21 protein-coding genes are annotated in these 24,222 nt (G+C 71.5%); 7 read left to right on the plus strand and 14 right to left on the minus strand.

Annotated elements, in window-relative coordinates; genetic code table 11:
• Positions 1-783 precede the first annotated feature (783 nt).
• Positions 784-1,821: a tryptophan--tRNA ligase gene (gene trpS / locus IE325_RS38625; protein ID WP_190074849.1), complete on the plus strand. Its 1,038-nt coding sequence runs from the start codon at positions 784-786 to the stop codon at positions 1,819-1,821.
• Between the two features lie 38 nt (positions 1,822-1,859).
• Here the strand turns inward: trpS and proC are convergent, their stop codons facing one another.
• The 6 genes from proC to IE325_RS38655 all read right to left on the minus strand — a co-directional run bounded on the left by proC (position 1,860) and on the right by IE325_RS38655 (position 6,336).
• Positions 1,860-2,669 (minus strand): pyrroline-5-carboxylate reductase, encoded by an 810-nt coding sequence (gene proC / locus IE325_RS38630; RefSeq protein ID WP_190074850.1) that lies wholly within the window; start codon positions 2,667-2,669, stop codon positions 1,860-1,862.
• Positions 2,670-2,791: 122 nt separating this feature from the next.
• Entirely contained in the window at positions 2,792-3,583 is a 792-nt protein-coding gene (locus IE325_RS38635) for an ABC transporter permease (RefSeq protein ID WP_190074851.1), read from the minus strand.
• Entirely contained in the window at positions 3,580-4,395 is an 816-nt protein-coding gene (locus IE325_RS38640; RefSeq protein ID WP_190074852.1) for an ABC transporter ATP-binding protein, read from the minus strand. Before IE325_RS38640 ends, IE325_RS38635 begins: the two co-directional genes overlap by 4 nt.
• 165 nt (positions 4,396-4,560) lie before the next feature.
• Positions 4,561-5,331, minus strand: coding sequence for a class I SAM-dependent methyltransferase (locus IE325_RS38645; protein ID WP_190074853.1), 771 nt, complete (start codon positions 5,329-5,331; stop codon positions 4,561-4,563).
• A gap of 59 nt (positions 5,332-5,390) precedes the next feature.
• Positions 5,391-5,894: an EamA/RhaT family transporter gene (locus IE325_RS38650; protein ID WP_190074854.1), complete on the minus strand. Its 504-nt coding sequence runs from the start codon at positions 5,892-5,894 to the stop codon at positions 5,391-5,393.
• Positions 5,895-5,994: 100 nt separating this feature from the next.
• Positions 5,995-6,336, minus strand: coding sequence for an SH3 domain-containing protein (locus IE325_RS38655; RefSeq protein WP_190074855.1), 342 nt, complete (start codon positions 6,334-6,336; stop codon positions 5,995-5,997).
• A gap of 182 nt (positions 6,337-6,518) precedes the next feature.
• Here IE325_RS38655 and IE325_RS38660 point away from each other — a divergent pair, with 182 nt between their 5' ends.
• Complete coding sequence (locus IE325_RS38660) at positions 6,519-8,636, plus strand: serine/threonine-protein kinase (RefSeq protein WP_190074856.1); 2,118 nt, start codon at positions 6,519-6,521, stop codon at positions 8,634-8,636.
• 47 nt (positions 8,637-8,683) lie between these two features.
• Here IE325_RS38660 and ilvD read toward each other — a convergent pair whose 3' ends face one another.
• The 4 genes from ilvD to IE325_RS38680 all read right to left on the minus strand — a co-directional run bounded on the left by ilvD (position 8,684) and on the right by IE325_RS38680 (position 13,273).
• Positions 8,684-10,537, minus strand: a complete 1,854-nt coding sequence (ilvD, locus tag IE325_RS38665; RefSeq protein ID WP_190074857.1) for a dihydroxy-acid dehydratase — start codon at positions 10,535-10,537, stop codon at positions 8,684-8,686.
• A gap of 134 nt (positions 10,538-10,671) precedes the next feature.
• On the minus strand, positions 10,672-11,295 hold the full coding sequence (locus IE325_RS38670) for a TetR/AcrR family transcriptional regulator (RefSeq protein WP_190074858.1): 624 nt from the start codon (positions 11,293-11,295) through the stop codon (positions 10,672-10,674).
• Positions 11,292-12,116: a sugar phosphate isomerase/epimerase family protein gene (locus IE325_RS38675; RefSeq protein WP_190074859.1), complete on the minus strand. Its 825-nt coding sequence runs from the start codon at positions 12,114-12,116 to the stop codon at positions 11,292-11,294. Before IE325_RS38675 ends, IE325_RS38670 begins: the two co-directional genes overlap by 4 nt.
• Positions 12,117-12,340: 224 nt before the next feature.
• Positions 12,341-13,273 carry a Ppx/GppA family phosphatase gene (locus IE325_RS38680; RefSeq protein ID WP_190074860.1) on the minus strand — a complete coding sequence of 311 codons (933 nt, stop codon included), beginning with the start codon at positions 13,271-13,273 and terminating at the stop codon, positions 12,341-12,343.
• A 74-nt stretch (positions 13,274-13,347) separates the two neighbouring features.
• Between IE325_RS38680 and IE325_RS38685 the strand changes: the two genes are divergently transcribed.
• Positions 13,348-14,232 (plus strand): DUF3109 family protein, encoded by an 885-nt coding sequence (locus tag IE325_RS38685; RefSeq protein ID WP_190074861.1) that lies wholly within the window; start codon positions 13,348-13,350, stop codon positions 14,230-14,232.
• Positions 14,233-14,257: 25 nt separating this feature from the next.
• Here IE325_RS38685 and IE325_RS38690 read toward each other — a convergent pair whose 3' ends face one another.
• A complete protein-coding gene (locus tag IE325_RS38690; protein WP_190074862.1) occupies positions 14,258-16,051 on the minus strand; it encodes a BACON domain-containing protein in 1,794 nt (597 codons plus the stop codon).
• 185 nt (positions 16,052-16,236) lie between these two features.
• Between IE325_RS38690 and radA the strand changes: the two genes are divergently transcribed.
• Complete coding sequence (gene radA / locus IE325_RS38695) at positions 16,237-17,646, plus strand: DNA repair protein RadA (RefSeq protein ID WP_190074863.1); 1,410 nt, start codon at positions 16,237-16,239, stop codon at positions 17,644-17,646.
• Positions 17,647-17,728: 82 nt separating this feature from the next.
• Positions 17,729-18,853, plus strand: a complete 1,125-nt coding sequence (disA, locus tag IE325_RS38700) for a DNA integrity scanning diadenylate cyclase DisA (protein WP_190074864.1) — start codon at positions 17,729-17,731, stop codon at positions 18,851-18,853.
• Positions 18,854-18,886: 33 nt separating this feature from the next.
• On the opposite strand, the gene IE325_RS38705 is transcribed toward disA, so the two are convergent.
• Positions 18,887-19,702 (minus strand): hypothetical protein, encoded by an 816-nt coding sequence (locus IE325_RS38705; RefSeq protein WP_190074865.1) that lies wholly within the window; start codon positions 19,700-19,702, stop codon positions 18,887-18,889.
• A 186-nt stretch (positions 19,703-19,888) separates the two neighbouring features.
• Between IE325_RS38705 and IE325_RS38710 the strand changes: the two genes are divergently transcribed.
• Positions 19,889-20,500, plus strand: a complete 612-nt coding sequence (locus IE325_RS38710; protein ID WP_190074866.1) for a phosphatase PAP2 family protein — start codon at positions 19,889-19,891, stop codon at positions 20,498-20,500.
• A gap of 11 nt (positions 20,501-20,511) precedes the next feature.
• Here IE325_RS38710 and IE325_RS38715 read toward each other — a convergent pair whose 3' ends face one another.
• Positions 20,512-21,174 (minus strand): response regulator transcription factor, encoded by a 663-nt coding sequence (locus IE325_RS38715; protein ID WP_190074867.1) that lies wholly within the window; start codon positions 21,172-21,174, stop codon positions 20,512-20,514.
• On the minus strand, positions 21,171-23,030 hold the full coding sequence (locus tag IE325_RS38720) for a sensor histidine kinase (RefSeq protein WP_190074868.1): 1,860 nt from the start codon (positions 23,028-23,030) through the stop codon (positions 21,171-21,173). Before IE325_RS38720 ends, IE325_RS38715 begins: the two co-directional genes overlap by 4 nt.
• Before the next feature lie 155 nt (positions 23,031-23,185).
• On the opposite strand from IE325_RS38720, the gene IE325_RS38725 reads away from it, so the two are divergent.
• Positions 23,186-24,118 carry an HhH-GPD family protein gene (locus IE325_RS38725; protein WP_190074869.1) on the plus strand — a complete coding sequence of 311 codons (933 nt, stop codon included), beginning with the start codon at positions 23,186-23,188 and terminating at the stop codon, positions 24,116-24,118.
• Positions 24,119-24,222 lie beyond the last annotated feature (104 nt).

A 24,222-nucleotide genomic window follows, 5' to 3' on the forward strand; every position in this document is an offset into this window, starting at 1 on the left:
AAGCCCGGACCGTTCACAGCGTCCTCGCTGTGTTATTTCAAAGGAACCTCGCCCCGGCAGACGCCGGAGACGGGGTATCAACATATATCTGGCGTTGACTTTTGGCACGCTGTTGAGTTCTCAAGGAACGGACGCTTCCTTCGTACTCACCCTTCCGGGCTTTCCTCCGGGCAGTTTCCCTTCAGTCTTGCGTTTCCGACTCTATCAGACCGTTTCCCGATCCGATTTCCTCGGCGCTTTCCAGGTTCCCGCTTCCGCGTTTCCCTTTCCGGCGGTTCCGACTTTATCAGATCCTTTCGGGCCTGACTCCCAGTCAGTAGGGCTTGTCTTCCCGGTCCCTTGGGCCGTTCCGACGAGTGAGACTTTAGCGGACTCCTCGCTCCCGAGCTAATCGGGGGCTGCGCTCTGTCGAACGCGGATTCCTCATTCCGTAAATACGCATGCCAATGAAACGACGGCAGACAGATCGACTGTCGTCGAATAGTGGTTGGGACTTACGGAGTGGCTGTCCGGGGACCGACCGGAGTCGGCGCTCACGTCGGACAACTCGGAGAACACTACGGTTCGGCTCGGGGCGTGTCAACTTCACTCCGTGTGGCACCCCGGGGGCGTACTCTGGGACGTATGACGACGCGTACGTACGCCCAACTGTGGTGGGCCGCCTGACGGCGGCCGCGCTTACGTATGCACTCAACGGCCGCCGCCTCGGCGGCCGTTCTCGTATCTCCCTCCAGAGGGTCGGCCGGCCGGGGACGGCGGTCTCGACCAGGAGGTGGAGTAGAGATGACGCGGGTCTTCAGTGGGGTCAAGCCGACCGGGCATCTGACGCTGGGGAACTACCTGGGGGCTATGCGGCGGTGGGCTGATGTGGATCAGTACCAGGCCGACGCGCTGTTCTGCATCGTCGATCTGCACGCGTTGACCGTGGACCACGATCCGGCGCGGGTGCGCAGGCTCAGTCGGCAGGCGGCGACGTTGTTGCTGGCGTCGGGGCTGGATCCGGAGCTGTGCACCGTGTTCGTGCAGAGTCATGTGGATGAGCACGCGCGGCTGTCCTATGTGCTGGAGTGCGTGGCCACGGACGGCGAGATGCGGCGCATGATCCAGTACAAGGAGAAGGCGGCGCGTGAGCGGGAGCGCGGGAGGAGTGTGCGGCTGTCGCTGCTGACGTATCCCGTGCTGATGGCGGCGGACATCCTGGCATACGGGACGGACCAGGTGCCGGTCGGGGACGATCAGACGCAGCATGTGGAGCTCGCGCGGGATCTCGCGGTGCGGTTCAACCAGCGGTACGGGCATACGTTCGTGGTGCCTCGGGCGACGCCGCCGCAGGTCGCGGCTCGGGTCATGAATCTGCAGGAGCCGGGCTCGAAGATGGGCAAGAGCGATGACTCCGGGCCGGGGATCGTCTATCTGCTCGATGAGCCCGATGTGGTGCGGAAGAAGGTCATGCGGGCCGTGACCGACAGCGGGCGGGAGGTCGTGTACGACCGGGACGCTCAGCCGGGGGTGGCGAATCTGCTGGAGATCCTGGCTGCCTGTACGGGTGGGAACCCATCGGAGCTGAGCGGTGTATATGAGTCGTACGGCTCTTTGAAGTCGGCCACCGCGGAGGCCGTGGTCGAGGTTCTCAGGCCCGTGCAGGAGAGGCACAGGGAGCTGTGCGCGGATCCTGGCTATGTGGAGGGGGTGCTGCGGGATGGTGCGGAGCGGGCTCGGGCGATGGCGCGGCCGACCGTGGACGCGGCCTATCGGGCGATCGGGTTGCTGCCGGCGGCAGCGAGTGTGCCGGCGACCGCTGATATCGGGGTGACTGCCTAGGCATCGGCCGCCCCCTGGGGCAGGGGGCGGCCGGGTGGTCACTTGGTGCCGGAGGCCAGTTCGCGGCTGCGGTCGCGGGCGGCTTCGAGGGCGGCGATGAGGGCGGCTCGTACGCCGTGGTTCTCGAGTTCGCGGATGGCGTTGATGGTGGTGCCGGCGGGGGACGTCACGTTCTCGCGGAGCTTGACGGGGTGTTCCCCGCTGTCGCGGAGCATCGTCGCGGCGCCGATCGCGGACTGGACGATCAGGTCGTGCGCCTTGTCGCGGGGCAGGCCGAGGAGGATGCCGGCGTCGGTCATGGCTTCGACCAGGTAGAAGAAGTACGCCGGGCCGGAGCCGGAGAGGGCGGTGCAGGCGTCCTGCTGGGACTCGGGGACGCGGAGTGTCTTGCCCACGGCGCCGAAGATCTCCTCGGCGTGGGCGAGGTCGGCTTCGCTGGCGTGGCTGCCGGCGGAGATGACGGACATGGCCTCGTCGACGAGGGCGGGCGTGTTCGTCATGACGCGGACGACTGGGGTGCCGGCGGCGAGTCGGTCCTCGAAGAAGGAGGTGGGGATGCCTGCGGCTCCGCTGATGACCAGGCGGTCGGCGGGGACGTGCGGGGCGAGCTCGTCCAGGAGGGTGCCCATGTCCTGCGGCTTGACCGTGAGGATGAGGGTGTCGGCCGTCTTGGCGGCTTCCGCGTTGGTGACCGGGGTGACTCCGTAGCGGGTGCGGAGGTCTTCGGCTCGTTCAGCGCGGCGGGCCGTCACCAGGAGGTCGGCCGGGGCCCAGCCGCCGCGGATCATTCCGCTGAGCAGGGCTTCGCCGATCTTGCCGGTGCCGAGGACTGCGACTTTCTGGGTCATGGCTGGGGTGCCCTCCGGGGGTTGCGTCGTCCGGGTTCATCCTCCCACCGAGGGCTCCTCTTCGAGGTGGCGTGTCCGGTGGGCGGACGGATCGGGCGACGCCGGGCCCGGTCCCGTGGTGGTCATGCCGTCCTGCGTCGCAGGGTCGCCGCGCCCAGGCCCAGGACGAGCAGGGCGCAGCAGGCCACGATCAGGGCGTCGCGGACGAAGTTGGCGGTCATGTCGGTGTGCTTGAGGACCTCGTTCATGCCGTCGACCGCATAGGACATGGGGAGGACGTTGGAGATGGCTTCGAGGGCGGGGTGCATGTTGTCGCGGGGAGTGAACAGGCCGCAGAGGAGGAGCTGGGTGAAGATCACGGCCGGCATGAACTGGACGGCCTGGAATTCGGAGGCCGCGAACGCCGAGACGAAGAGACCGAGCGCGGTGCCGAGCAGTGCGTCGAGGAGGGCCACGAGGAGGAGCAGCCAGGGGCTGCCGGTGACGTCCAGGCCGAGGAACCAGAGGGCGAGTCCGGTTGCCAGGGCGGACTGGATGATCGCGAGGGTGCCGAAGGCGAGGGCGTAGCCGGCGATGAGGTCGCCCTTGCCGAGGGGCATGGCGAGGAGGCGTTCGAGGGTGCCCGAGGTGCGTTCGCGCAGGGTGGCGATGGAGGTGACCAGGAACATCGTGATCAGCGGGAAGATCCCGAGGAGGGAGGCGCCGATGTTGTCGAAGGTGCGTGGGCTGCCGTCGAAGACGTAGCGCAGCAGGAACAGCATCACGCAGGGGACGAGGAGCATAAGCGCGATGGTGCGCGGGTCGTGGAGCAGTTGGCGCAGGACCCGTGCCGCGGTGGCGGTCGTGCGGGCGGGGCTCAGGGCGCCGGTGGGGGCGGGCCGGGGCGTGGTGGTCGTGCTCGTCGTCGTGGTCATCGCGTGGTCTCCTTCGCGCGGGCGGCAGCCGCGACCGCCTCGTCGACCAGGTGCAGGAAGGCCGCCTCGACCGTCTCGGATCCGGTGCGGGTGCGGAGGGCGTCGGGGGTGTCGTCGGCGAGGATCTGGCCCTCGCGCATGAGGAGGAGGCGGTGGCAGCGCTCGGCCTCGTCCATGACGTGGGAGGAGATGAGGAGGGTGGCGCCGCGGGAGGCGGCGATGTCGTGGAAGAGGTTCCACAGGTCGCGGCGCAGGACCGGGTCGAGGCCGACCGTGGGTTCGTCCAGGACGAGGAGTTCGGGGGTGCCGAGGAGGGCGACCGCGAGGGAGACGCGGCTGCGCTGGCCGCCGGAGAGGTTGCCGGCCAGGGCGTCGGTGTGGCTGGTGAGGTCGACGTCGGCGATGGCGCGGGTGACGTTCTCGTGGCGTCGGTCGGCGGCGGTGTGGCCGGGGTCGAGGATCGCGGCGAAGTAGTCGAGGTTCTGGCGAATCGTCAGGTCGTCGTAGACGGAGGGGGCTTGGGTGACGTAGCCGATGCGGGTGCGCAGGGTGGGGTGGCCGGCGGGGCGGCCGAGGACGTCGAGGGTGCCGGTGACCTTGGCCTGGGTGCCGACGATCGCTCGCATGAGGGTCGTCTTGCCGCAGCCGGAGGGGCCGAGCAGGCCGGTGATCTGGCCGCGGGGGACGGTGAATTCGAGGTCGCGGAGTACCTGGCGGGGGCCGCGTACGACGTTCAGGGATTCGGCTCGGATGGCGGCGGCGGTGTCGGGGGTTTCCGGCGGGTCTGAGCGGGTGGACGAATAATTCATCATGCGATGAATAATCCTCGGACGGGGCTGTGGCGTCAAGCGTCGGGCGGGCTGGACGGCCGGGGGCGGGATGCGGGTACCCGCGGGGTCGGGGGTAACGCGAAGCGCCCGCCCTTACCCGGATCGGGGTGGAGGGCAGGCGCGAGGTGGGGGTGAGAGCGAGGGAGGTCAGGGGGTGGTGGCTACGAGGAGGTCGACGTCGTAGGTCTCTTCGATGATTCCGCCGGGGAAGGCGTTGAGGAGGAGGCGCTTCTCCTCGGTGAGGAAGGCGGTGCTCGCCTCTGTGCCGTGGACCAGGAAGATCGAGTGGCTGCCGATGTTGGCCAGGTGTGTGTCGATGGGGACTCGGCGGCTCCAGCGGACCTTGCGGTGGGTGAAGTCGAGGTTCCCGGTCGGGTCGGCGAGGGCGGCTTTGGCTCCGCTTCCGTTCTGTTCGACGGCGGGGTGGACTCCGAATCGGCGTTCGATGCGGCGTGCCTGCTCGATGTGCCAGGGGATGTCCAGCGGGGTGGTGTTCCACCACAGGGCCAGTGCGCCGCCGGGGCGCAGGACGCGGAGGGCTTCCGGTACCGAGTGGGTGGGGTCGGTCCAGTGCCAGGCCTGGGCGTAGGTGAGGAAGTCGGCGGAGGCGTCGGCCAGGGGGAGGGCGTTGCCGTTGCCTCGGACGATCGGTATGTCGGGGTGGGCGTTGCGGAACTGGGCCGCCATGCCCTCGCCGGGTTCCACGGCCAGGACGTCGGCGCCGCGGCGGCTGAGGAGGGCGGTGGCGATGCCGGTGCCCGCGCCGATGTCGATGACGCGGGCGCCGGTGAGGGGGTGGTCGGCCAGTTCCTCGATCGTGTCGAAGAGGGCGGGTGGGTAGGAGGGGCGGTTGGCGGCGTACTGGGCTGCGGCGGCGTTGAAGGAGCTGGCGCGGTCGGCGTGGGAAGGGGCGGTCATACCGACATGGTGGCTCTGGTCGCTGCGGGGTGCACCGAGTTTGCGGAGAGGTGGTTCGCCTAGGGGCGGCGGCGCTTCTTCGCCGGGTTTCCGGTGCGGCGGGTCGTGCGGCTCTCGTGTTGTTCGCGGGCCGTCTCGTATTCCTCGCGGTGGAGTTTCTCGCCGGGGGCCTCGGTGAGGGAGCGGAAGAAGTAGGCGAGGAGTGAGCCGACGAAGCCGATGGCCAGCAGGCCGCGGAGGGAGGCGTGGCGGTCGGGGTCCGGGCGCTTGGTGAAGCCGTCCCAGGTGTGGCGGAAGGCGAGGGCGCTGCAGATCGCGAACATCGCGACGACCAGGACGGTGACGAAGCTGCCGATGGCGGCGATCTCGATGCCCTGGTAGGCGAAGCGCAGGACCAGGCAGGAGACGGCGGTGGTGACGAAGGAGCCGATGGCCACGCCGATGCGGCGGGCGGTGTAACCGTGATCGTGGTCGACCCAGGTCGTGCCGAAGAAGCGCAGGGGCTCGGGGCGGGGGCCCGTGGAGCCGGTGGGGTGGGCCGGGGTGCCGTTCTTCTCGCTCACTCGTCGATTATCGCTCCGACGTGGTCGCGGGTTCAGTACGGGTTCCGGCGAACCGGGGCCGGCTGGGTTCCGGCCCCGGCGAGCCGGAACCCGCCTCGGTTCAAGAGCAACGGGGACGGATGTAACCGTCGCTGCCCGTGTTCACGTACGCGTCTGCGACGAACTCGCCGTCGTCGATGTTGTCCCAGATGTTCGATGTGCCGTAGGGACCGGTCACGTACGTGCCCGGGGTCTGGCAGAAGATCGGGACGCGGGCGCCCTCGGGGAGGACGCGGACGATGGCGTACTGGGTGCCGGGGCCTCGGCGGACGTTGAGGCGGTGGCCCGGGGCGACCGGGTAGGTGCGGATGGTGGCTGTTGCCGCCATGGTTGTCGCGGTGTCTGCCGAGGCGCCCCCGGACTCCTCGGATCTTTCGACCTCTTCGACGCGATCTGCGGACATGATCGTTCCTCCCCCGTTGATCCCCATGACTGCCATGGGGTCCCGTTGATTCCCCTAAATCACGCCACGCACACATGTGCGCGTTGGGAACATGGAGGCTAGCAAGCCGTCTCTGTCTCGTACGAGTCATCGACTAGGCTCCGTGCGTCGCGCGCGCCGACGAACAGCACGGGGGTGGTCCCATGGCGCCACAGCGGAACGCCGGAGCGGGCGCTGAAGCGGAACTTCCCGAGTACGCCGGTCACTACCGCCTGGAGGAACGTCTGGGCTCGGGCGGCATGGGCGTCGTCCATCTGGCGCGGAGCACCTCGGGGATGCAGCTCGCGGTGAAGGTCGTGCATGCGGAGTTCGCCAGGGATCCCGAGTTCAGGGGGCGTTTCCGGCAGGAGGTGGGGGCGGCCAGGAAGGTCAGCGGGGCGTTCACCGCTCCGGTCGTGGACGCCGATCCGGAGGCCGAACGGCCCTGGATGGCCACGCTGTTCATCCCCGGCCCGACCCTTGCCGATCAGGTGAAGCGGAATGGCCCGATGGACCCGGCGCAGCTGCGGCGGCTGATGGCCGGGCTGGCCGAGGCGCTGCGGGACATACACCGGGTCGGCGTGGTGCACCGGGATCTGAAGCCGAGCAATGTGCTGCTGGCCGAGGACGGGCCGAAGGTCATCGACTTCGGTATTTCTCGGCCAAAGGACAGTGAACTGCGGACCGAGACGGGGAAGTTGATCGGTACGCCGCCGTTCATGGCGCCGGAGCAGTTCCGGCGGCCCCGGGAGGTCGGTCCGGCCGCCGACATCTTCGCGCTCGGGTCGGTGCTGGTGCACGCGGCGACGGGGCGGGGGCCGTTCGACTCGGACAGTCCGTATGTCGTGGCCTACCAGGTCGTGCATGACGAGCCGGATCTGACCGGGCTGCCGGCGAATCTCGCGCCGCTGGTGCTGCGCTGCCTCGCCAAGGAGCCCGAGGACCGGCCCACGCCGGACGAGTTGATGCGGCATCTGCGGTCGGTGTCGGCGTCGTACGACACACAGGCGTTCATCCCGGCCCAGCGGACCAGTACGGGCGACGGGAGCGACGAGGCACCGGATGGGCAGCCGGAGTTGGCGGGCGGCGAGGCGCCCCGCCCCCGGCCCGGCAGACGCAGAGCCAGGCTGGTGGCGCTCGGCGCCGGTGCCCTCGGGCTCGTCACGATCGCCGCGCTGGCCTCGGTGCAGCTCCTCGGCTCAGACGGCCCGACGCCGCAGAACGGCACGCCGAGCACCGCGTCGGCCGGGTTCAGCGCGTGGTCGGCGGCACCGGCGCCCAAGAAGGGCACGCCCCAGTGTGCGTACGGCGCGGGGAAGCTGCTGTGCGCGCAGTCCGGGCTCGTCTACGCGCTCGATCCTCGGGACGGCGGGCTGCTGTGGCGGCACCCCCTCGGCGCGTCGCGCGTGGGCGGAACGCCGACTGTGGCGGGCGGCCTCGTACAGCCGTCGTCGGGGCCCGGCAGCCGGCTTCAGGCGCTCGATCCCGCCACGGGCGAGGCGCGCTGGCACCGGGACCTGCCCGCGTACAACGCGTCGGCGAGCGCCAAGGGCATGCTGCTGGTCACCGGCGCCGACGGCACGGTGACAGGCCTGGACGCCGCTTCGGGCGAGACCAGGTGGAAGGCGTCGGTGCCGGGGCACGGGAACCCGGACTTCGTGTCGTTCGCGGGGGATCCGCTGGCGTATGTGGCGACGGGCTCCGACGACGGGGCGAGCACCCGGGTGACCGGGGTGGACCCGGCCACGGGTGAGGTGCGCTGGGACGCACGGCTGAAGGGGACGCTGGAGCTCGTCGGCGCGTCGGGCGGGTCGCTCTTCCTCACCGCCGCCGACGGGGCCTACAGCGACACGCGGGCCGTGGTCCGCTACTCCCCCGCCGACGGGTCCACGCGGCGCGTGACGCTGCCCCTGCCGCTGCAGCAGACGACCGGCACCGTCCACGGGAACATGGTCTACCTCAGGGCTGTCGGCGGTTCGCTGGTCGCCGTCGACATGGCGGCGGGCAAGCAGCTGTGGAGCCTGGAGACGGCCGTGAACCGTACGTCGTCGCCGGTCACCGACGGTCGCCGGGTGTACGTCAGCGCCCCCGACGGCCGGCTGCTGGCCGTGGACGCCCGCGACGGCACGCTGCTGGGCCAGACGCCGGCCCGGCTCGGCGGCGGCTCGGACGGTGTGGTCGCCTATCTGCCCGAGCCGTTGCTCGCCGACGGCCATGTCTACGCCGCCGCTCCGGACGGCACCGTCTTCGCCGTCGACAGCCGGGATCCGGCGGCCTGGTGACGACGGAGCCGTCCGGCTGACGGCGCGGGGCCGGGCCCCCACGGGCGTCAGCCCAGCTTGGTCACATCCCGCACCGCGCCCTTGTCGGCGCTGGTCGCCATCGCCGCGTAGGCGCGCAGTGCGGCGGACACCTTGCGCTCGCGGTTCTTCGGAGCGTACGTCCCGTTCAACGCCTGCTCGCGGCGGGAGAGTTCCGCATCCTCGACGAGCAACTCGATCGAGCGGTTCGGGATGTCGATGCGGATACGGTCGCCGTCCTCGACGAGCGCGATGGTGCCGCCGGACGCGGCCTCCGGGGAGGCATGGCCGATGGACAGGCCGGAGGTGCCGCCGGAGAAGCGGCCGTCGGTGATCAGGGCGCAGGTCTTGCCGAGGCCGCGGCCCTTGAGGAAGGACGTCGGGTAGAGCATCTCCTGCATACCGGGGCCGCCCTTGGGGCCCTCGTAGCGGATGACGACGACATCACCGTCCGTCACCTGCTTGTTGAGGATCTTCTCGACGGCCTCTTCCTGCGACTCGCAGACGACCGCGGGGCCCTCGAAGGTCCAGATGGACTCGTCGACGCCCGCGGTCTTCACCACGCAGCCGTCGACGGCGAGGTTGCCCTTGAGGACCGCGAGGCCGCCGTCCTTGGAGTAGGCGTGCTCGGCGCTGCGGATGCAGCCGCCCTCCGCGTCCTCGTCGAGCGCCGCCCAGCGCTCGGACTGGGAGAAGGCCTCGGCGGAGCGGACGCAGCCGGGGGCGGCGTGCCACAGCTCGACGGCCTCCGGCGAGGGGGACCCGCCGCGCACGTCCCAGGTCTTCAGCCAGTCCGCCAGGGACGGGCTGTGGACGGCGTGCACGTCCTCGTTCAGCAGGCCCGCGCGGTGCAGTTCGCCCAGCAGGGCGGGGATGCCGCCGGCGCGGTGGACGTCCTCCATGTAGTACGTGCGGTCCTTGGCGACGTTGGGCGCCACCTTCGCCAGGCACGGCACGCGGCGGCTGACCTCGTTGATCTGCTCCAGGCCGAACGGGACGCCCGCCTCCTGGGCGGCGGCCAGCAGGTGCAGGATCGTGTTGGTGGAGCCGCCCATGGCGATGTCGAGGGCCATGGCGTTCTCGAACGCCGCGAAGGTGGCGACGTTGCGCGGCAGGACCGTGTCGTCGTCCTGGTCGTAGTAGCGGCGGGTGATGTCCATGACCGTGCGGGCCGCGTCCTCGTACAGGGCCTTGCGGGCCGTGTGCGTGGCGAGGACCGAGCCGTTGCCGGGCAGGGACAGGCCGATGGCCTCGGTCAGGCAGTTCATCGAGTTGGCGGTGAACATGCCGGAGCAGGAGCCGCAGGTCGGACAGGCGTTCTCCTCGATACGGAGGATGTCCTCGTCCGAGATCTTGTCGTTCACGGCGTCGGAGATCGCGTCGACCAGGTCGAGGGTGCGGACCGTGCCGTCGACCAGGGTGGCGCGGCCGGATTCCATCGGGCCGCCGGAGACGAAGACCGTGGGGATGTTGAGCCGCAGGGCGGCGTTCAGCATGCCCGGGGTGATCTTGTCGCAGTTGGAGATGCAGATCAGGGCGTCGGCGCAGTGCGCCTCGACCATGTACTCCACGCTGTCCGCGATCAGGTCGCGGGACGGGAGGCTGTACAGCATGCCGCCGTGGCCCATCGCGATGCCGTCGTCCACGGCGATCGTGTTGAACTCGCGCGGGATGCCGCCGGCCTCGACGATCGCCTCGCTGACGATCCGGCCGACGGGCTGGAGGTGGGTGTGGCCCGGCACGAACTCGGTGAAGGAGTTCGCCACCGCGATGATCGGCTTCCGGCCGATGTCCGCACCGGGTACACCGGAGGCGCGCATAAGGGCGCGGGCGCCCGCCATGTTGCGGCCGTGGGTGACTGTGCGGGACCTCAGCTCGGGCATCGTCGCTCGCTCCTTCAGGGACTGCCTGGGACATCACAGACTGCGATCAGAGACTTCTGACTGCTAACGAGCGTACGCCGGTCATCCAGTGGGCGGGACGAGGTGTCCGGAATACGGGACGAATATCTCGCGGATCAGGAGTCCGCCTGCTGCCACCCGGTGAGGTGCCCCTGCACGACGGGCGCCACGCGCGTGATGATCTGCTCCACGTCCGCCGACGCGATCGGCTCGATCTTGATGACGTAGCGCATCATCGCGACGCCCACGAGCTGCGCGGCGGCCAGCTCGGCGCGCAGCTGGGCGTCGGGGGCGTCGATCTCGCCGGCGATGCGGCGCATCAGCTGGGCGGTGACGAGCCGCCGGAAGACGGCGGCCGCGGCGTCGTTGTTGACCGCGGAGCGGACGATCGCGAGCAGCGGCCTACGGGTCACCGGGTTCTCCCAGAGCCCGAAGATGGTGCGGGTCATGCGCTCGCCGACATCGTCGAGGGGCCCTTCCAGCACAGCGTCCCGCACCTTCAGGGCAGGGGCGAAGGCGACCTCCACGGCCGCCTCGAAGACCTGCTCCTTGGTGCCGAAGTAGTGGTGCACGAGAGCCGAGTCCACCCCGGCCGACTTGGCGATGCCCCGCACCGAGGTCTTCTCGTAGCCGCGCTCGGAGAACTCCTCGCGGGCGGCGTCCAGGATGCGGTCGCGGGTGTCGGCGGATTCGGTACGCGGGGGCCGTCCCCGGCGCCGGCCCGCTGAGGTGTCGGTCACGGCCGGGGCACCTTGACCGGCGAGGCCAGATGGAGCCGGGTGAAGGCGAGGGCCTCGGCGAGGTCGGCCTCGCGTTCGGCGCTGGACATCGCCCGGCGGGTGTTGACCTCGATGACGACATGACCGTCGAAGCCGCTCAGCGCGAGCCGCTCCAGCACCTCGGCGCAGGGCTGGGTGCCACGGCCCGGGACGAGGTGCTCGTCCTTCGCCGATCCGCGCCCGTCCGCGAGGTGCACATGCCCGAGCCGGTCCCCCATCCGGTCGATCATCTGGACGGCGTCCGCGCGGGCGGTCGCCGTATGGCTGAGATCGATCGTGAAGTGCCGGTAGTCGTCCTTCGTCACATCCCAGTCGGGGGCGTAGGCGAGCATCTCCCGGTCGCGGTATCGCCAGGGGTACATGTTCTCTACGGCGAACCGCACATCCGTCTCGTTCGCCATGCGCCAGATGCCGGCGACGAAGTCCCGGGCGTACTGGCGCTGCCAGCGGAACGGCGGGTGTACGACGACCGTGGAGGCCCCCAGCTTCTCGGCGGCGGCCTGGGCGCGCTGGAGCTTGGTCCACGGGTCCGTCGACCAGACGCGCTGCGTGATCAGCAGACAGGGCGCGTGGATGGCGAGGATCGGGATCCGGTGGTAGTCGCTGAGCCGCCGCAGCGCCTCCATGTCCTGGCTGACCGGGTCGGTCCACACCATGACCTCGACGCCGTCGTACCCGAGGCGCGCGGCGATCTCGAAGGCCGTCGCCGTCGACTCCGGATAGACGGAGGCCGTCGACAGGGCGACCTTCGCATCCGGGATGCGCACCACTGGTTCTGCCACGAGGGACAGAGTACGGGGCGGTAGGGAGGCCGGGGGAACCGATGACCACACCGCCGCGGGGAGGGCTCAGTACCGGCCAGCTGTGCGAACTGGGGGTATGCGGGGTGGGCGGACGGGGAGCGTGGGGGGTGGGGGTGTGGCGGGGTTCACGCGGGTGCCGGGTGTCGGCGTCGGGCGTCGGGCGTCGGGCGTCGGCAAGAGGGCCCGGCCGCCGGCGGCGACCGTCACCCCACCGTCAGCTGATCCAGCTTCCGCAGGATCACGCCCTCCCGCAGCGCCCAGGGACACACCTCCAGCGTCTCCACGCCGAACAGGTCCATCGCGCCCTCGGCCACCAGCGCGCCCGCCAGCAGCTGTCCGGCGCGTCCCTCGGAGACCCCGGGCAGTTCCGCGCGCTGTGCCGTGGTCATGCCGGCCAGCCGCGGGACCCATGCCTCCAGGGACTCGCGCTTGAGCTCGCGCTGCGTGTAGAGGCCCTCGGCCGAACGTGCGGCGCCGGCGATGCGGGCCAGCTGCTTGAACGTCTTCGACGTGGCCACGACATGGTCCGGCGCCCCGAACCGGCTGAATTCACCGACCGTACGGGCGATCTGTGCCCGCACATGCCGCCGCAGCGCCCGTATGTCCTCGGGGTCCGGCGGATCCCCCGGCAGCCAGCCGGCCGTCAGGCGCCCTGCCCCCAGCGGCAGCGACACCGCCGCGTCCGGCTCCTCGTCGATGCCGTACGCGATCTCCAGGGAGCCGCCGCCGATGTCCAGCACCAGCAGCTTCCCGGCGGACCAGCCGAACCAGCGCCGAGCCGCGAGGAACGTCCACCGGGCCTCTTCCGCGCCGGTGAGGACCTGCAGCTCGACCCCGGTCTCGTCCTGCACGCGCGCGAGGACGTCATCGGCGTTGCTCGCCTCGCGCACCGCGGACGTCGCGAACGGCAGCACTTCCTCGACGCCCTTGTCCTCGGCCGCCTGCAGCGCCTCCTTGACGACGCCGATCAGCTGCTCGACGCCGTCGGGACCGATGGCCCCGCTGTCGTCGAGCAGTTGGGCAAGGCGCAGCTCCACCTTGTGCGAATGCGCGGGCAGCGGGCGCGCGCCAGGATGCGCATCCACCACCAGCAGATGCACCGTGTTAGATCCCACGTCGAGGACACCGAGTCTCATGTACGGAACGCTACTGCCACCAGGGCGATCCTCCGTCCTCGAAGTCGCAGGTGCGGACGCCGTACCCTGGTCCCGTGCCAAAGACGAAAAAGGCGAAGAACGACAAGGCGGCCAAATCCGGCAAGGGTTCTTCGCAGGCGAAGGCAGCCATGAAGTCGAAGAAGTCCAAGACGGACTCCCCGGTGCCGGACCAGGCCCCGAACGGGGTCCCGGACGAGAAGGGCCTCGACTTCGCGCGCGCATGGGTGGAGTTCCCTGATCCGGCGGACGACGAGCAGGTCTTCCGCTGCGATCTGACATGGCTGACCTCCCGTTGGAACTGCATCTTCGGCAGCGGCTGCCAGGGCATCCAGGCGGGCCGCGCGGACGACGGCTGCTGCACTCTGGGCGCCCATTTCTCGGACGAGGACGACGAGAAACGCGTGGCCGGGCATGTGGCGAGACTCACGCCGGAGATCTGGCAGCACCACGACGAGGGCATGGAGCACGGCTGGATCTCGGAGGACGAGGACGGCGACCGCCAGACCCGCCCCTTCAACGGCTCGTGCATCTTCCAGAACCGCCCCGGCTTCCCGGGCGGCGCGGGCTGCTCGCTGCACATCCTGGCCCTGAAGGAGGGCCGCGAGCCGCTGGAGACCAAGCCGGACGTGTGCTGGCAGCTGCCGGTCCGGCGGACGTACGACTGGATCGACCGGCCCGACGACACCCGGGTGCTCCAGGTCTCGATCGGCGAGTACGACCGCCGCGGCTGGGGTCCGGGCGGCCATGACCTGCACTGGTGGTGCACCTCGGCGACCTCGGCGCACGGCGCGGGCGACCCGGTGTACGTGTCCTATCGGCCGGAGCTGATCGAGCTGATGGGCAAGGCGGGCTACGACCGTCTGGTCGAGCTGTGCGAGGAGCGGCTGGCGTCGCAGCTGCCGCTGCTGGCACCGCATCCGGCGGACCCGGTCGACTGACGGACAACGCCGGCCACCCGATCGCCTAGGGCCCGGACGGGCTCGGCTCCCCGCTCCCGCTGGGCGGCGGAGTCGAATCCGTCGGGTCGGAAGGGCTGGAGGGGTCGGAGGGGCTGGACGGATCGGACGGGTCGGTCGGCGTCGGGTCGGACGACGAGGGCGGTGGCTCGCTCGGTGTCGGGTCGGACGGGGTCGGGTCCGGCGTCGTCGGTGTCGGGTCGGGGTCGGAGGACGAGGGCGGCGGCTCGCTCGGGGTCCCGGGGTCCGTCGGATCGCTGGGGACGGGGCTGCCGGGGCCCTGGCCCGGGTCGGAGGGGCTGGGGGCGGTGCCGTAGCCCTCGATGGTGACGACGGAACCGGTGGGCGCGATCGCCACCCGCGCGCTCCAGTAGCCGGACGGCTCGCGCAGCTGGTCGACGTACACCTTGATCGTCAACGACTCGCCGGGCGCCAGCGTTCCCGCCGACCGGCTCAGATACAGCCAGTGCGCTCCGGTGCTCGCCGACCAGCGCACCGGCGTGCGCCCCGTCGCCGTGAGGGTGACGAGCGTGGTGTCGCCGCTGCTGTCGGCCGACACGTCGAGCTGTCCGGCGCTCGCTCCGCTGACGCTGACGACCTCCACGAGGACGTCCGTCCCCTGGCCCTCGCGGAAGCGGCCGTCGGGGCGGGTGCTGGCATTGCCGGCGTTCTCGTAGCCGCTGCCCGCGGCCTCGCCGTCGAGGGCGGCGGGGTCGTGCGCCTCGCTCGCGGTGGCCGCGCCGCCTCCGCCGTCGACGCCGTCTGCGGTGGGGGTGCCGCGATAGGCGGCCCACAGGGCGAGGACCGGGGCGGCGACGACGGTGGCGACGACGGTCGTGGTGACGGCACGCGCGCGTAGCCGGTCCCTGCGGGCGGCGCGGTCCTTCGGGTCCATCGGGAAGCCGCGCCGGTCGAAGCGCGGTACCGCTCCGCCACGCGCGCGTGGGTGGTGTGCGAGGGCCATGTGCAGGGCCGCGCGGGGTGCCTCCAGGATGGGCAGTTCGGCGGGGGTGACGGCCGCGCCGGGCCACCGGCCGGGGATGGCGCGCTCGGCGGTGCGGCGGCAGCGCGGGCAGTCGTCGACGTGCCGGACGAGTTCGCGGCGCAGGGCCGTGCCGAGGACGACCTGGTTGTCGCCGGTCAGCCGGGCGACGCTCGGACAGGCGCCGGTCTCCACGACGGCGAGGGCCGCGCGGGTGCGCTCGACCTCGCAGGCGGCGGAGGCGAGCAGTTCGCGCGCGGTGGCGAGGTCCAGGCCGAGGACGGCGGCGACCTCATGGGCGGCGAGGTGGTGGCGTACGGCGAGTTCGAGGGCCTCGCGCTGCTCCGGGGTGGTGCCTGCGGCCTCCGGCCAGGCGAGCAGGGCGAGTTCGCGGCGCCGCTGCTCCTGGGTCTCGGTGGCCTCCGTCCTGGCGTCCCGCGTGCCCGTCGCCCGGTGCGCGCCGTGCCGGCCGGCCGCGTGTCCCGCGCTGCCCTGACGTTTCTGCTTGGCCTCGGCCAGCTTGCGCAGACAGGCCCAGCGGGCCAGCGCGTACAGCCAGGGGCGCCGGTCCGCGGCGGCCTCGGGGACGCGCTGTCCGCGCCGCTCGGCGAGGGCGAGGACGTCGCCGAGGGCGGCGGTCGCGGCGTCGTGGTCGCACAGGACGGACAGGCAGTAGGTGAACAGCCCGTCCAGATAAGGCTCGTAGCGCGCGGGCGGTCGCTGCGCCAGAGTGCGCGCCGCCGCACGATCACGCGCCTCCCGGTGCGCTCGATGCTCGCCTGCGGTGCGGGTCGAGGTTTCCGGAGTGCTGCTCATCATTCGTGGACCGTAGGCGCCCTGAGGTGGCCCCTTCTGCCCGCTTGAGCAGTTTTAATCCATACGGGTGAAACGATCCCTCAATGGGGTACAGGAACCCGGGATTCCGTGGTCTGTGCATGACGAGTCGGGGGCATCCGGCAGGCGGCGGCCCGGCGTTGTCAGTGGGCTCGGCTACGGTTCATCGCATGGCTGCCCGTACCAAGTCCACGAAGGACCGCCCGTCCTACCGCTGCACCGAGTGCGGCTGGCAGACGGCCAAGTGGCTCGGCCGCTGCCCCGAGTGCCAGGCGTGGGGGACGGTCGAGGAGTACGGCACGCCCGCGGTCCGTACGACGGCACCGGGCCGGGTGACGTCGTCCGCGGTGCCGATCGGGCAGATCGACGGGCGGCAGGCCACCGCGCGCTCCACCGGCGTACCCGAGCTGGACCGCGTCCTGGGCGGCGGACTGGTGCCCGGGGCCGTCGCGCTCCTCGCGGGCGAGCCCGGCGTCGGCAAGTCCACCCTGCTGCTGGACGTGGCGGCCAAGTCGGCGAGCGACGAGCACCGCACGCTCTATGTCACCGGCGAGGAGTCGGCGAGCCAGGTGCGGCTGCGCGCCGACCGCATCGGCGCCCTCGACGACCATCTGTATCTCGCGGCGGAGACCGATCTGTCGGCCGTGCTCGGCCACTTGGACGCGGTGAAGCCGTCGCTGCTGATCCTGGACTCGGTACAGACGGTGGCCTCCCCGGAGATCGACGGGGCGCCCGGCGGCATGGCCCAGGTCCGGGAGGTGGCCGGTGCGCTGATCCGCGCCTCCAAGGAGCGCGGCATGTCCACCCTCCTCGTGGGACACGTCACCAAGGACGGCGCCATCGCCGGACCCCGCCTCCTGGAACACCTCGTGGACGTCGTCCTCCACTTCGAAGGGGACCGGCATGCGCGCCTGCGGCTCGTGCGAGGCGTCAAGAACCGCTACGGCGCGACCGACGAGGTCGGCTGCTTCGAACTGCACGACGAGGGCATCACGGGCCTTGCCGACCCAAGCGGACTTTTCCTGACCCGTCGTGACGAACCGGTACCGGGCACCTGCCTGACGGTCACCCTGGAGGGCCGCCGCCCCCTCGTGGCCGAGGTCCAGGCGCTCACCGTCGACTCACAGATCCCCTCCCCCCGCCGTACGACGTCCGGTCTGGAGACCTCGCGGGTCTCGATGATGCTGGCCGTCCTTGAGCAGCGCGGCCGGATCAGCGCGCTCGGCAAGCGGGACATCTACTCCGCGACGGTCGGCGGGGTGAAGCTCTCGGAGCCCGCGGCGGACCTCGCCGTCGCCCTCGCGCTGGCCTCCGCGGCGAGTGACACACCTCTCCCCAAGAACCTCGTCGCGATCGGTGAGGTGGGCCTCGCGGGCGAGGTCAGACGGGTCACCGGCGTACAGCGCAGACTGGCCGAAGCGCACCGGCTGGGCTTCACGCACGCCCTCGTACCGGGCGACCCGGGCAAGATCCCTACCGGCATGAAGGTGCTGGAAGTGGCCGACATAGGAGACGCGCTCCGGGTCCTTCCGCGCTCGCGTCGGCGAGAGGCCCCACGGGACGAGGAGGACCGCCGGTAGACTTTGCCCTGGTCTCGCCCGTGCGTACGAACCGAATGTGCGAAACGGGAGCGCCAGAAGAACCTGCGACCGGAGGAGTGCAGTGGCAGCCAACGACCGGGCGGCAGCTCCCGGAAAGTCCGGCGGGAGTTCCGGTGCCGATGGCCTGATGCGCGCCTCACTGAGCGCGGTGGCTCCCGGCACGGGCCTGCGTGACGGGCTCGAACGCGTCCTGAGGGGCAACACCGGCGGGCTCATCGTGCTGGGCTTCGACAAGACCGTCGAGACGATGTGCACGGGTGGATTCGTCCTGGATGTCGAGTTCACGGCGACGCGGCTGCGTGAGCTGTGCAAGCTCGACGGCGGCATCGTCCTGTCGTCCGACCTGTCGAAGATCCTGCGCGCGGGTGTGCAGTTCGTACCGGACGCGACGATCCCCACGGAGGAGACGGGCACCCGGCACCGTACGGCGGACCGGGTCAGCAAGCAGGTCGGCTTCCCCGTCGTCTCGGTCTCCCAGTCGATGCGGCTGATCGCGCTCTACGTCGACGGTCAGCGCCGCGTCCTGGAGGACTCGGCGGCGATCCTCTCCCGCGCCAACCAGGCCCTGGCGACCCTGGAGCGCTACAAGCTCCGCCTGGACGAGGTCGCGGGAACGTTGTCAGCGCTGGAGATCGAGGACCTGGTGACGGTCCGCGACGTCTCGGCGGTGGCGCAGCGCCTGGAGATGGTCCGGCGCATCGCGACCGAGATCGCCGAGTATGTGGTGGAGCTGGGCACCGACGGCCGTCTTCTCGCCCTCCAGCTGGACGAGTTGATCGCGGGCGTGGAGCCCGAGCGCGAGCTCGTGGTGCGTGACTACGTCCCCGAGCCGACCGCCAAGCGCTCCCGCACCGTCGACGAGGCGCTCTACGAGCTGGACGCCCTCACCCACGCCGAGCTGCTCGAACTGCCCACGGTGGCACGGGCGTTGGGTTACACGGGATCGCCGGAGGCACTGGACTCCGCGGTGTCCCCGCGCGGCTACCGGCTGCTGGCGAAGGTGCCGAGGCTGCCGGGAGCGATCATCGACCGCCTGGTGGAGCACTTCGGCGGGCTGCAGAAGCTGCTCGCCGCCAGCGTGGACGACCTCCAGACGGTGGACGGCGTCGGCGAGGCGCGGGCGCGGAGCGTGCGTGAGGGGCTGTCGCGGCTGGCGGAGAGTTCGATTCTGGAGCGGTACGTCTGAGTCGACGGCCGGGTGCGGAGGTGCGCGGCGCCGCTAGTCGTTCTCCAGCACGAACGACGTCTGCGCCGTCCCGAAGCCCGGCGTCCTCGCCTCCACCAGATACGTACCCGGCCCCGCGGCCCCGGCGGCGGGCGTCGCGCACTGCGGGGCGCTGGCCTTGCGGTCCCACTTCACGGTGTAGGTGATGCTGTCCCCGGCGGGCACCCGGAACCGCAGGCTGCCTGAGGCCTCGGGGCAGTCGGCGGAGGACCACAGGGCGTTCTCCGAGCCGGCCTGAGTGATCGTCACCACCGCGTTCTTCGGGCCGAGATCGACCTTGCAGTCGTAGGTGGAGGAGTTCGTCGCCTTCAGCAGCAGGGCGGGCGTCTCGCCGGGCTCGTACGCGTTGTGGAGGCTGCTCACCGCCAGGTTCATCTGGCCCGAGACACAGTCGGGCAGCGTGGAGTCCGAACCGACCGTGTCGTCCGCGCCGACGCCGCCGCCCGCGCCGCCACCCGCGGAGCCGCTGCCCGAGCCCTCCGACCCGCCGGAGGACGTACCGTCCCCGGATCCGTCGCCGTCATCGGACCCCGACCCGCCGCCGGAGTCGCCACCCGCGGTGGACTCGTCGCGGCCGCCCGGCGCTTGGCTGATCGCCGGACCGGAGCCCGAGGGGCCCGGGGTGATCGTCGAGGGCGCGGGATTCTTGCCGTCGGACCCGCCCGCGTTGTTCTTGCCGCCTCCGCCGCCCGAGGTGAGCACCCAGGTCAGCAGAAGCGCCAACAGGGCGACCACGGACAGCAGTACGGCCCTCCGACGCCAGTAGATGGTGGAGGGAAGCGGCCCGACCGGATTGCGCAGAGATCCCACGGCGCAAACTGTACGAGAGATCGGCGCGTGAGCCTGCGCCACCCGCCGCCTCGGACGACAACTTTTCCGGATCATCATTCCGGAAAGCGCCCGCCGGAGGCCTCACGCCCCCTGTCTTCCGTCAGGGGTGACACCTGTCGATCGCGGGGTGTGACGGTTTCGGGCCGCCGCCTACGGTCCGTGACCATGGACTTCGAGGACGCCGAGCTCTACCGCGACATCACCGACTTCGCCCGGCACACCCCAACGTGGGTACGGCACACGGCCGAGATATGGACGGAGGCCGGACTGCTCCTGTTCGCCGCGCTGTTCGTCGCCGTGTGGTGGCGAGCCAGACGGGACACCACGCGGGCGTTCGCGATAGCGGTCCTTGCACCTCTGGCCACGGCTGTGGCGTATGTGTGCAGTGAGGTGCTCAAGTCCGGCTTCACCGAGGAACGTCCGTGCCGGGCGGTGGCCGGCGCGACCGCCTCCCTCTCCGTCTGCCCGCCGCCCGGCGACTGGTCCTTCCCCAGCAACCACGCCGCCATCGCGGGCGCCGCGGCCATCGCCCTGGCCCTGACCAGGCACGCGCTCATCCTGCTGACGGCACCGCTCGCGCTCCTGATGGCCTTCTCCCGCGTCTTCGTCGGGGTCCACTATCCGCATGACGTCGTGGCGGGCCTGCTCCTCGGCGCGATCGTCGCGACGGCCGCCGTACGGCTCGGCACCCGTCCGGCGATCCGGCTGGCGCAGGCGATGCGGGCCTCGTCGGCGCCTTCCGCACGGTGGTTCACGGGGCCGGGCGGGCCGTCCTGACGGGCCGAGCCCTACGGCTGCTCCACCAGCCCCGCCTCGTACGCCACGATCGCCGCCTGTACGCGGTTGCGCACGGCCAACCGGTCGAGCACCGCGCTCACATACGCCTTCACCGTGCCCTCGACGAGGTGCAGCCGGGCGGCGATCTCCGGGTTGGACAGGCCCGCGCCGACGAGTCCGAGCACCTCGCGCTCGCGCGGGCTGAGCGCGGCCACGCGTGCGCGTGCGGTGGCCTCACGGCCGAGGCGGCCGTCGCTGCCGCCCAGGCCGTCGATGACGTACCGGGCCACCTTCGGCGACAGGAAGGCCGCGCCGCCCGCCACCGCCCGTACGCCCGCGATGAGTTCGTACGGATCGCCGGACTTCAACAGGAAGCCGGTGGCGCCACCGCCGAGGGCGCGGGCCACGTAAGCGTGTTCGGAGAAGGTGGTGAGCATCGCGACGGCCGTGCCGGGGGCGGTCCGTACGATCTCCTCGGCCGCGGCGAGTCCGTCGAGCCGTGGCATACGGATGTCCAGCAGGGCCACGTCCGGCCGGTGCGCCCGCGTGAGCTCGACGGCCGCACGCCCGTCACCGGCCTCCGCGACGACGTCGATCTCACCGCCGCTGGTCAGGATGGCGCGCACACCGGCCCGGACCATCGCCTCGTCGTCGGCCAGCAGTACGCGGATCACCGTACGAACTCCTCGTCCGTGGAGGGGCGTTGGGAGAGACCGGCCCGAGGGATCACGTCCTTGGCGACGAGCCGCGCCTTGTTGTCGAAGCAGAGCCTGAAGTGGTCGACGGAGACGAGGAGTTCGCCGCTCGCACGGTAGTAGCGGCAGTCGCTCTGGGGCGGGGGTGGCCCGGGTGCGCGGTCCACGGGCGCGTCGCGCACGGTGCGCTCCGGAAGGACCCGCGCGATGTCACCGGCCGACGCCCCGAGACGCAGTTCGGCGTATGCGGCGGGCGACAGCACCGAGTGCGTCTCGGTGTACGCGTACCAGACGAACGCCCCACCGACGAGCATGACCCCCGCGCCGAGGGCACCCGCGAGGGCGACGACCACTCGACGACGGGCGCGGGTGAAGGGGGCGTACGGGGCCGGCGGCGGGCCGGGGGCGAAGGGCTGCGCGGGGACGTACGCCCGGACACGGAAGCCGTCTCCATGGGGCCCGGCCTCGAAGCCACCGCCGACGGCGGCCACGGCGACGCGGAGGGACTGGAGGCCGGTGCCGCTGGAGGGGGTGGTGGGGCTGTGGGGAAGCGGGGTGGTGTGGGGGGTCGTGGGGGCGGACGTCGAGCCCGGCCCGCCATCACTTGCAGCCGTGACCGGCACGCCGCCGCCCGCCGTGCCGTCACCTGCCGACCTCCGCGCACGTTTCTCGACGCCCACTGCACGGTCACCCGGCAGCCCCGGAGCATCGCTCATCACAACCGCCGCATCGCCGGCCACCGCCTGCTGCCCACGACCCACGACGTCCGCCACATCACCGGCCACCGCCCCCTGCTCATCACTCACAGCTTCCGCCGCACCACCGACCACCGGCCCCCCACCACCACTGGTCACCGTCACCACCACCCCCTCAACCCCCCGCGTAGCCCCCACCCTCACCTGCACCCCTGGCGCATGCCGTGCCGCGTTGGTCAGGGACTCCCGCACCACCCGGTACAGGACGCGTTCCGCGGCGTCGCCCGGAGTCGTGCCGTGTGTCGCCGTGGCGTCGGCAGGTCGTTCCCAGCGGACCGGCAGGCCCGACTCGGCGGCTCGGGCGATGAGTTGCTCGACCGTTTCGCCCGCCGGAGTCAGGGAGGCCGGTTCGTCCTCCTCGCGCAGGACGCCGATGATGCGGTGCAGCCGGTCGGTGGCGTCGGCGGCGGCCGCGCGCAGGTCGGCGACGGCGGTGCGGTGGTGGTCGGGGAGGTCGGCGGCGACCTGGAGGGCGCCCGCGCGCAGGGCGATCAGGCTCAGCTCATGGCCCAGCGAGTCGTGCATGTCCTGTGCGATCCGGGCCCGTTCGCGCAGCCGGGCCCGCTCCTCGGCGAGGCGCTGCTCGCCCTCCAGCCGCGCCGCCCTGCTCCAGCCGGCCTCGGCCAGCCGGCGGCTCTGGCGCCAGTAGCGGCCGCCGAGCCATGGGAAGACACAGCCGAACAGCAGCGTGCCGGTCAGCACCACCCACTCCGGCGCCGGATCGACCCCGAACAGCGCGATCCTCGCCGTGCCCAGGAGGCCGACGCCCCCGAAGACGGCCACCGCCGGCCGCACCCGCGCCCCGCGCAGCCCGAGCAGCAGCGCGAAGGTGCCGAGCGCCGGGCCGTAGGAGACGGTGAACATCGCGGGGGCGGCGGCGAGGCTCAGTACGGCCGTCGACACGAAGGCGACCAGGGGCTGCCGCCGGGCCAGGGCGACCGCGACGGCGATCACGACGAGCCCGGCGAGTTGCCGCCACACGGCACGCGGTTCGTTCAGCCCCAGCGGGTCGGCCGTGAGCGCGGGCAGCACGAGGACGGCCCAGAGCAGACAGGCCCGCCATATGCGAGGACGTTCCATCCGGACGACGCTACAAGCAGGGGTCGGGGTACGACTGCTGCCGATCGTCAGGGGGTTCCGGAGAGGCCGGAAGCCGCCCCGCCCCACGGCCACCAACGCACCGGCACCGCCGCCTACCCACCCCGCCGCCCCCGACATGGCAGGATCGGGAAGCCATGACTGCGCCCACGAAGCCCCCGCACACCCACCCCGACGCCAACTCCGACGGCTCCCTCGGCCGGCCGCTGCACAGCAGTGTCATCGACTGGTTCGACGAGAACGCCCGTGACCTCCCCTGGCGGCGTCCCGAGGCCGGCGCCTGGGGAGTGATGGTCAGTGAGTTCATGCTCCAGCAGACGCCGGTGAACCGCGTCCTGCCGGTCTACGAGCAGTGGCTGGCCCGCTGGCCCCGCCCCGCCGACCTCGCGAAGGAGGCCCCCGGCGAGGCGGTTCGCGCCTGGGGCCGGCTCGGCTATCCGCGCCGCGCGCTGCGGCTGCACGGTGCCGCCGTCGCCATAGCGGAACGGCACGGCGGGGACGTACCGGCGGAGCACGCCCAGCTCCTCGCGCTGCCCGGCATCGGGGAGTACACCGCGGCGGCGGTCGCGTCGTTCGCGTACGGCCAGCGGCATCCCGTGCTCGACACCAACGTCCGACGTGTGTTCGCCCGTGCCGTCACGGGTGTGCAGTACCCGCCGAACGCCACCACCGCCGCCGAGCGCAAGCTCGCCCGCGCCCTGCTCCCCGACGACGAGGGCACCGCCGCCCGCTGGGCCGCCGCCTCGATGGAGCTCGGCGCGCTGGTGTGCACCGCGAAGAACGAGTCCTGCCATCGCTGCCCGATCTCGGCGCAGTGCGCCTGGCAGCTGGCGGGGAAGCCGGAGCACGACGGGCCGCCGCGGCGCGGGCAGACGTACGCCGGGACCGACCGTCAGGTGCGCGGCAAGCTGCTGGCCGTACTGCGCGACGCCCATGTGCCCGTCCCGCAGACGGCACTGGACCGGGTGTGGCACGAGCCGGTGCAGCGCGCCCGCGCCCTGGACGGCCTCGTGTCCGACGGACTGGTCGAGCCGCTGCCGGGCGGGATGTACCGGCTGCCGTTGAGCTGACGCACAGTCAGATCACAGCCCCGACCCCTTCGCAACACTCGATACACAGCCTCCGCATGGCCACAGAACGACCAAATCCCGACATACCAACCCCAACTCTCCCG

This window comes from Streptomyces lanatus, assembly GCF_014655715.1.
In the GTDB taxonomy this organism is placed as follows: Bacteria; Actinomycetota; Actinomycetes; order Streptomycetales; family Streptomycetaceae; genus Streptomyces; species Streptomyces lanatus.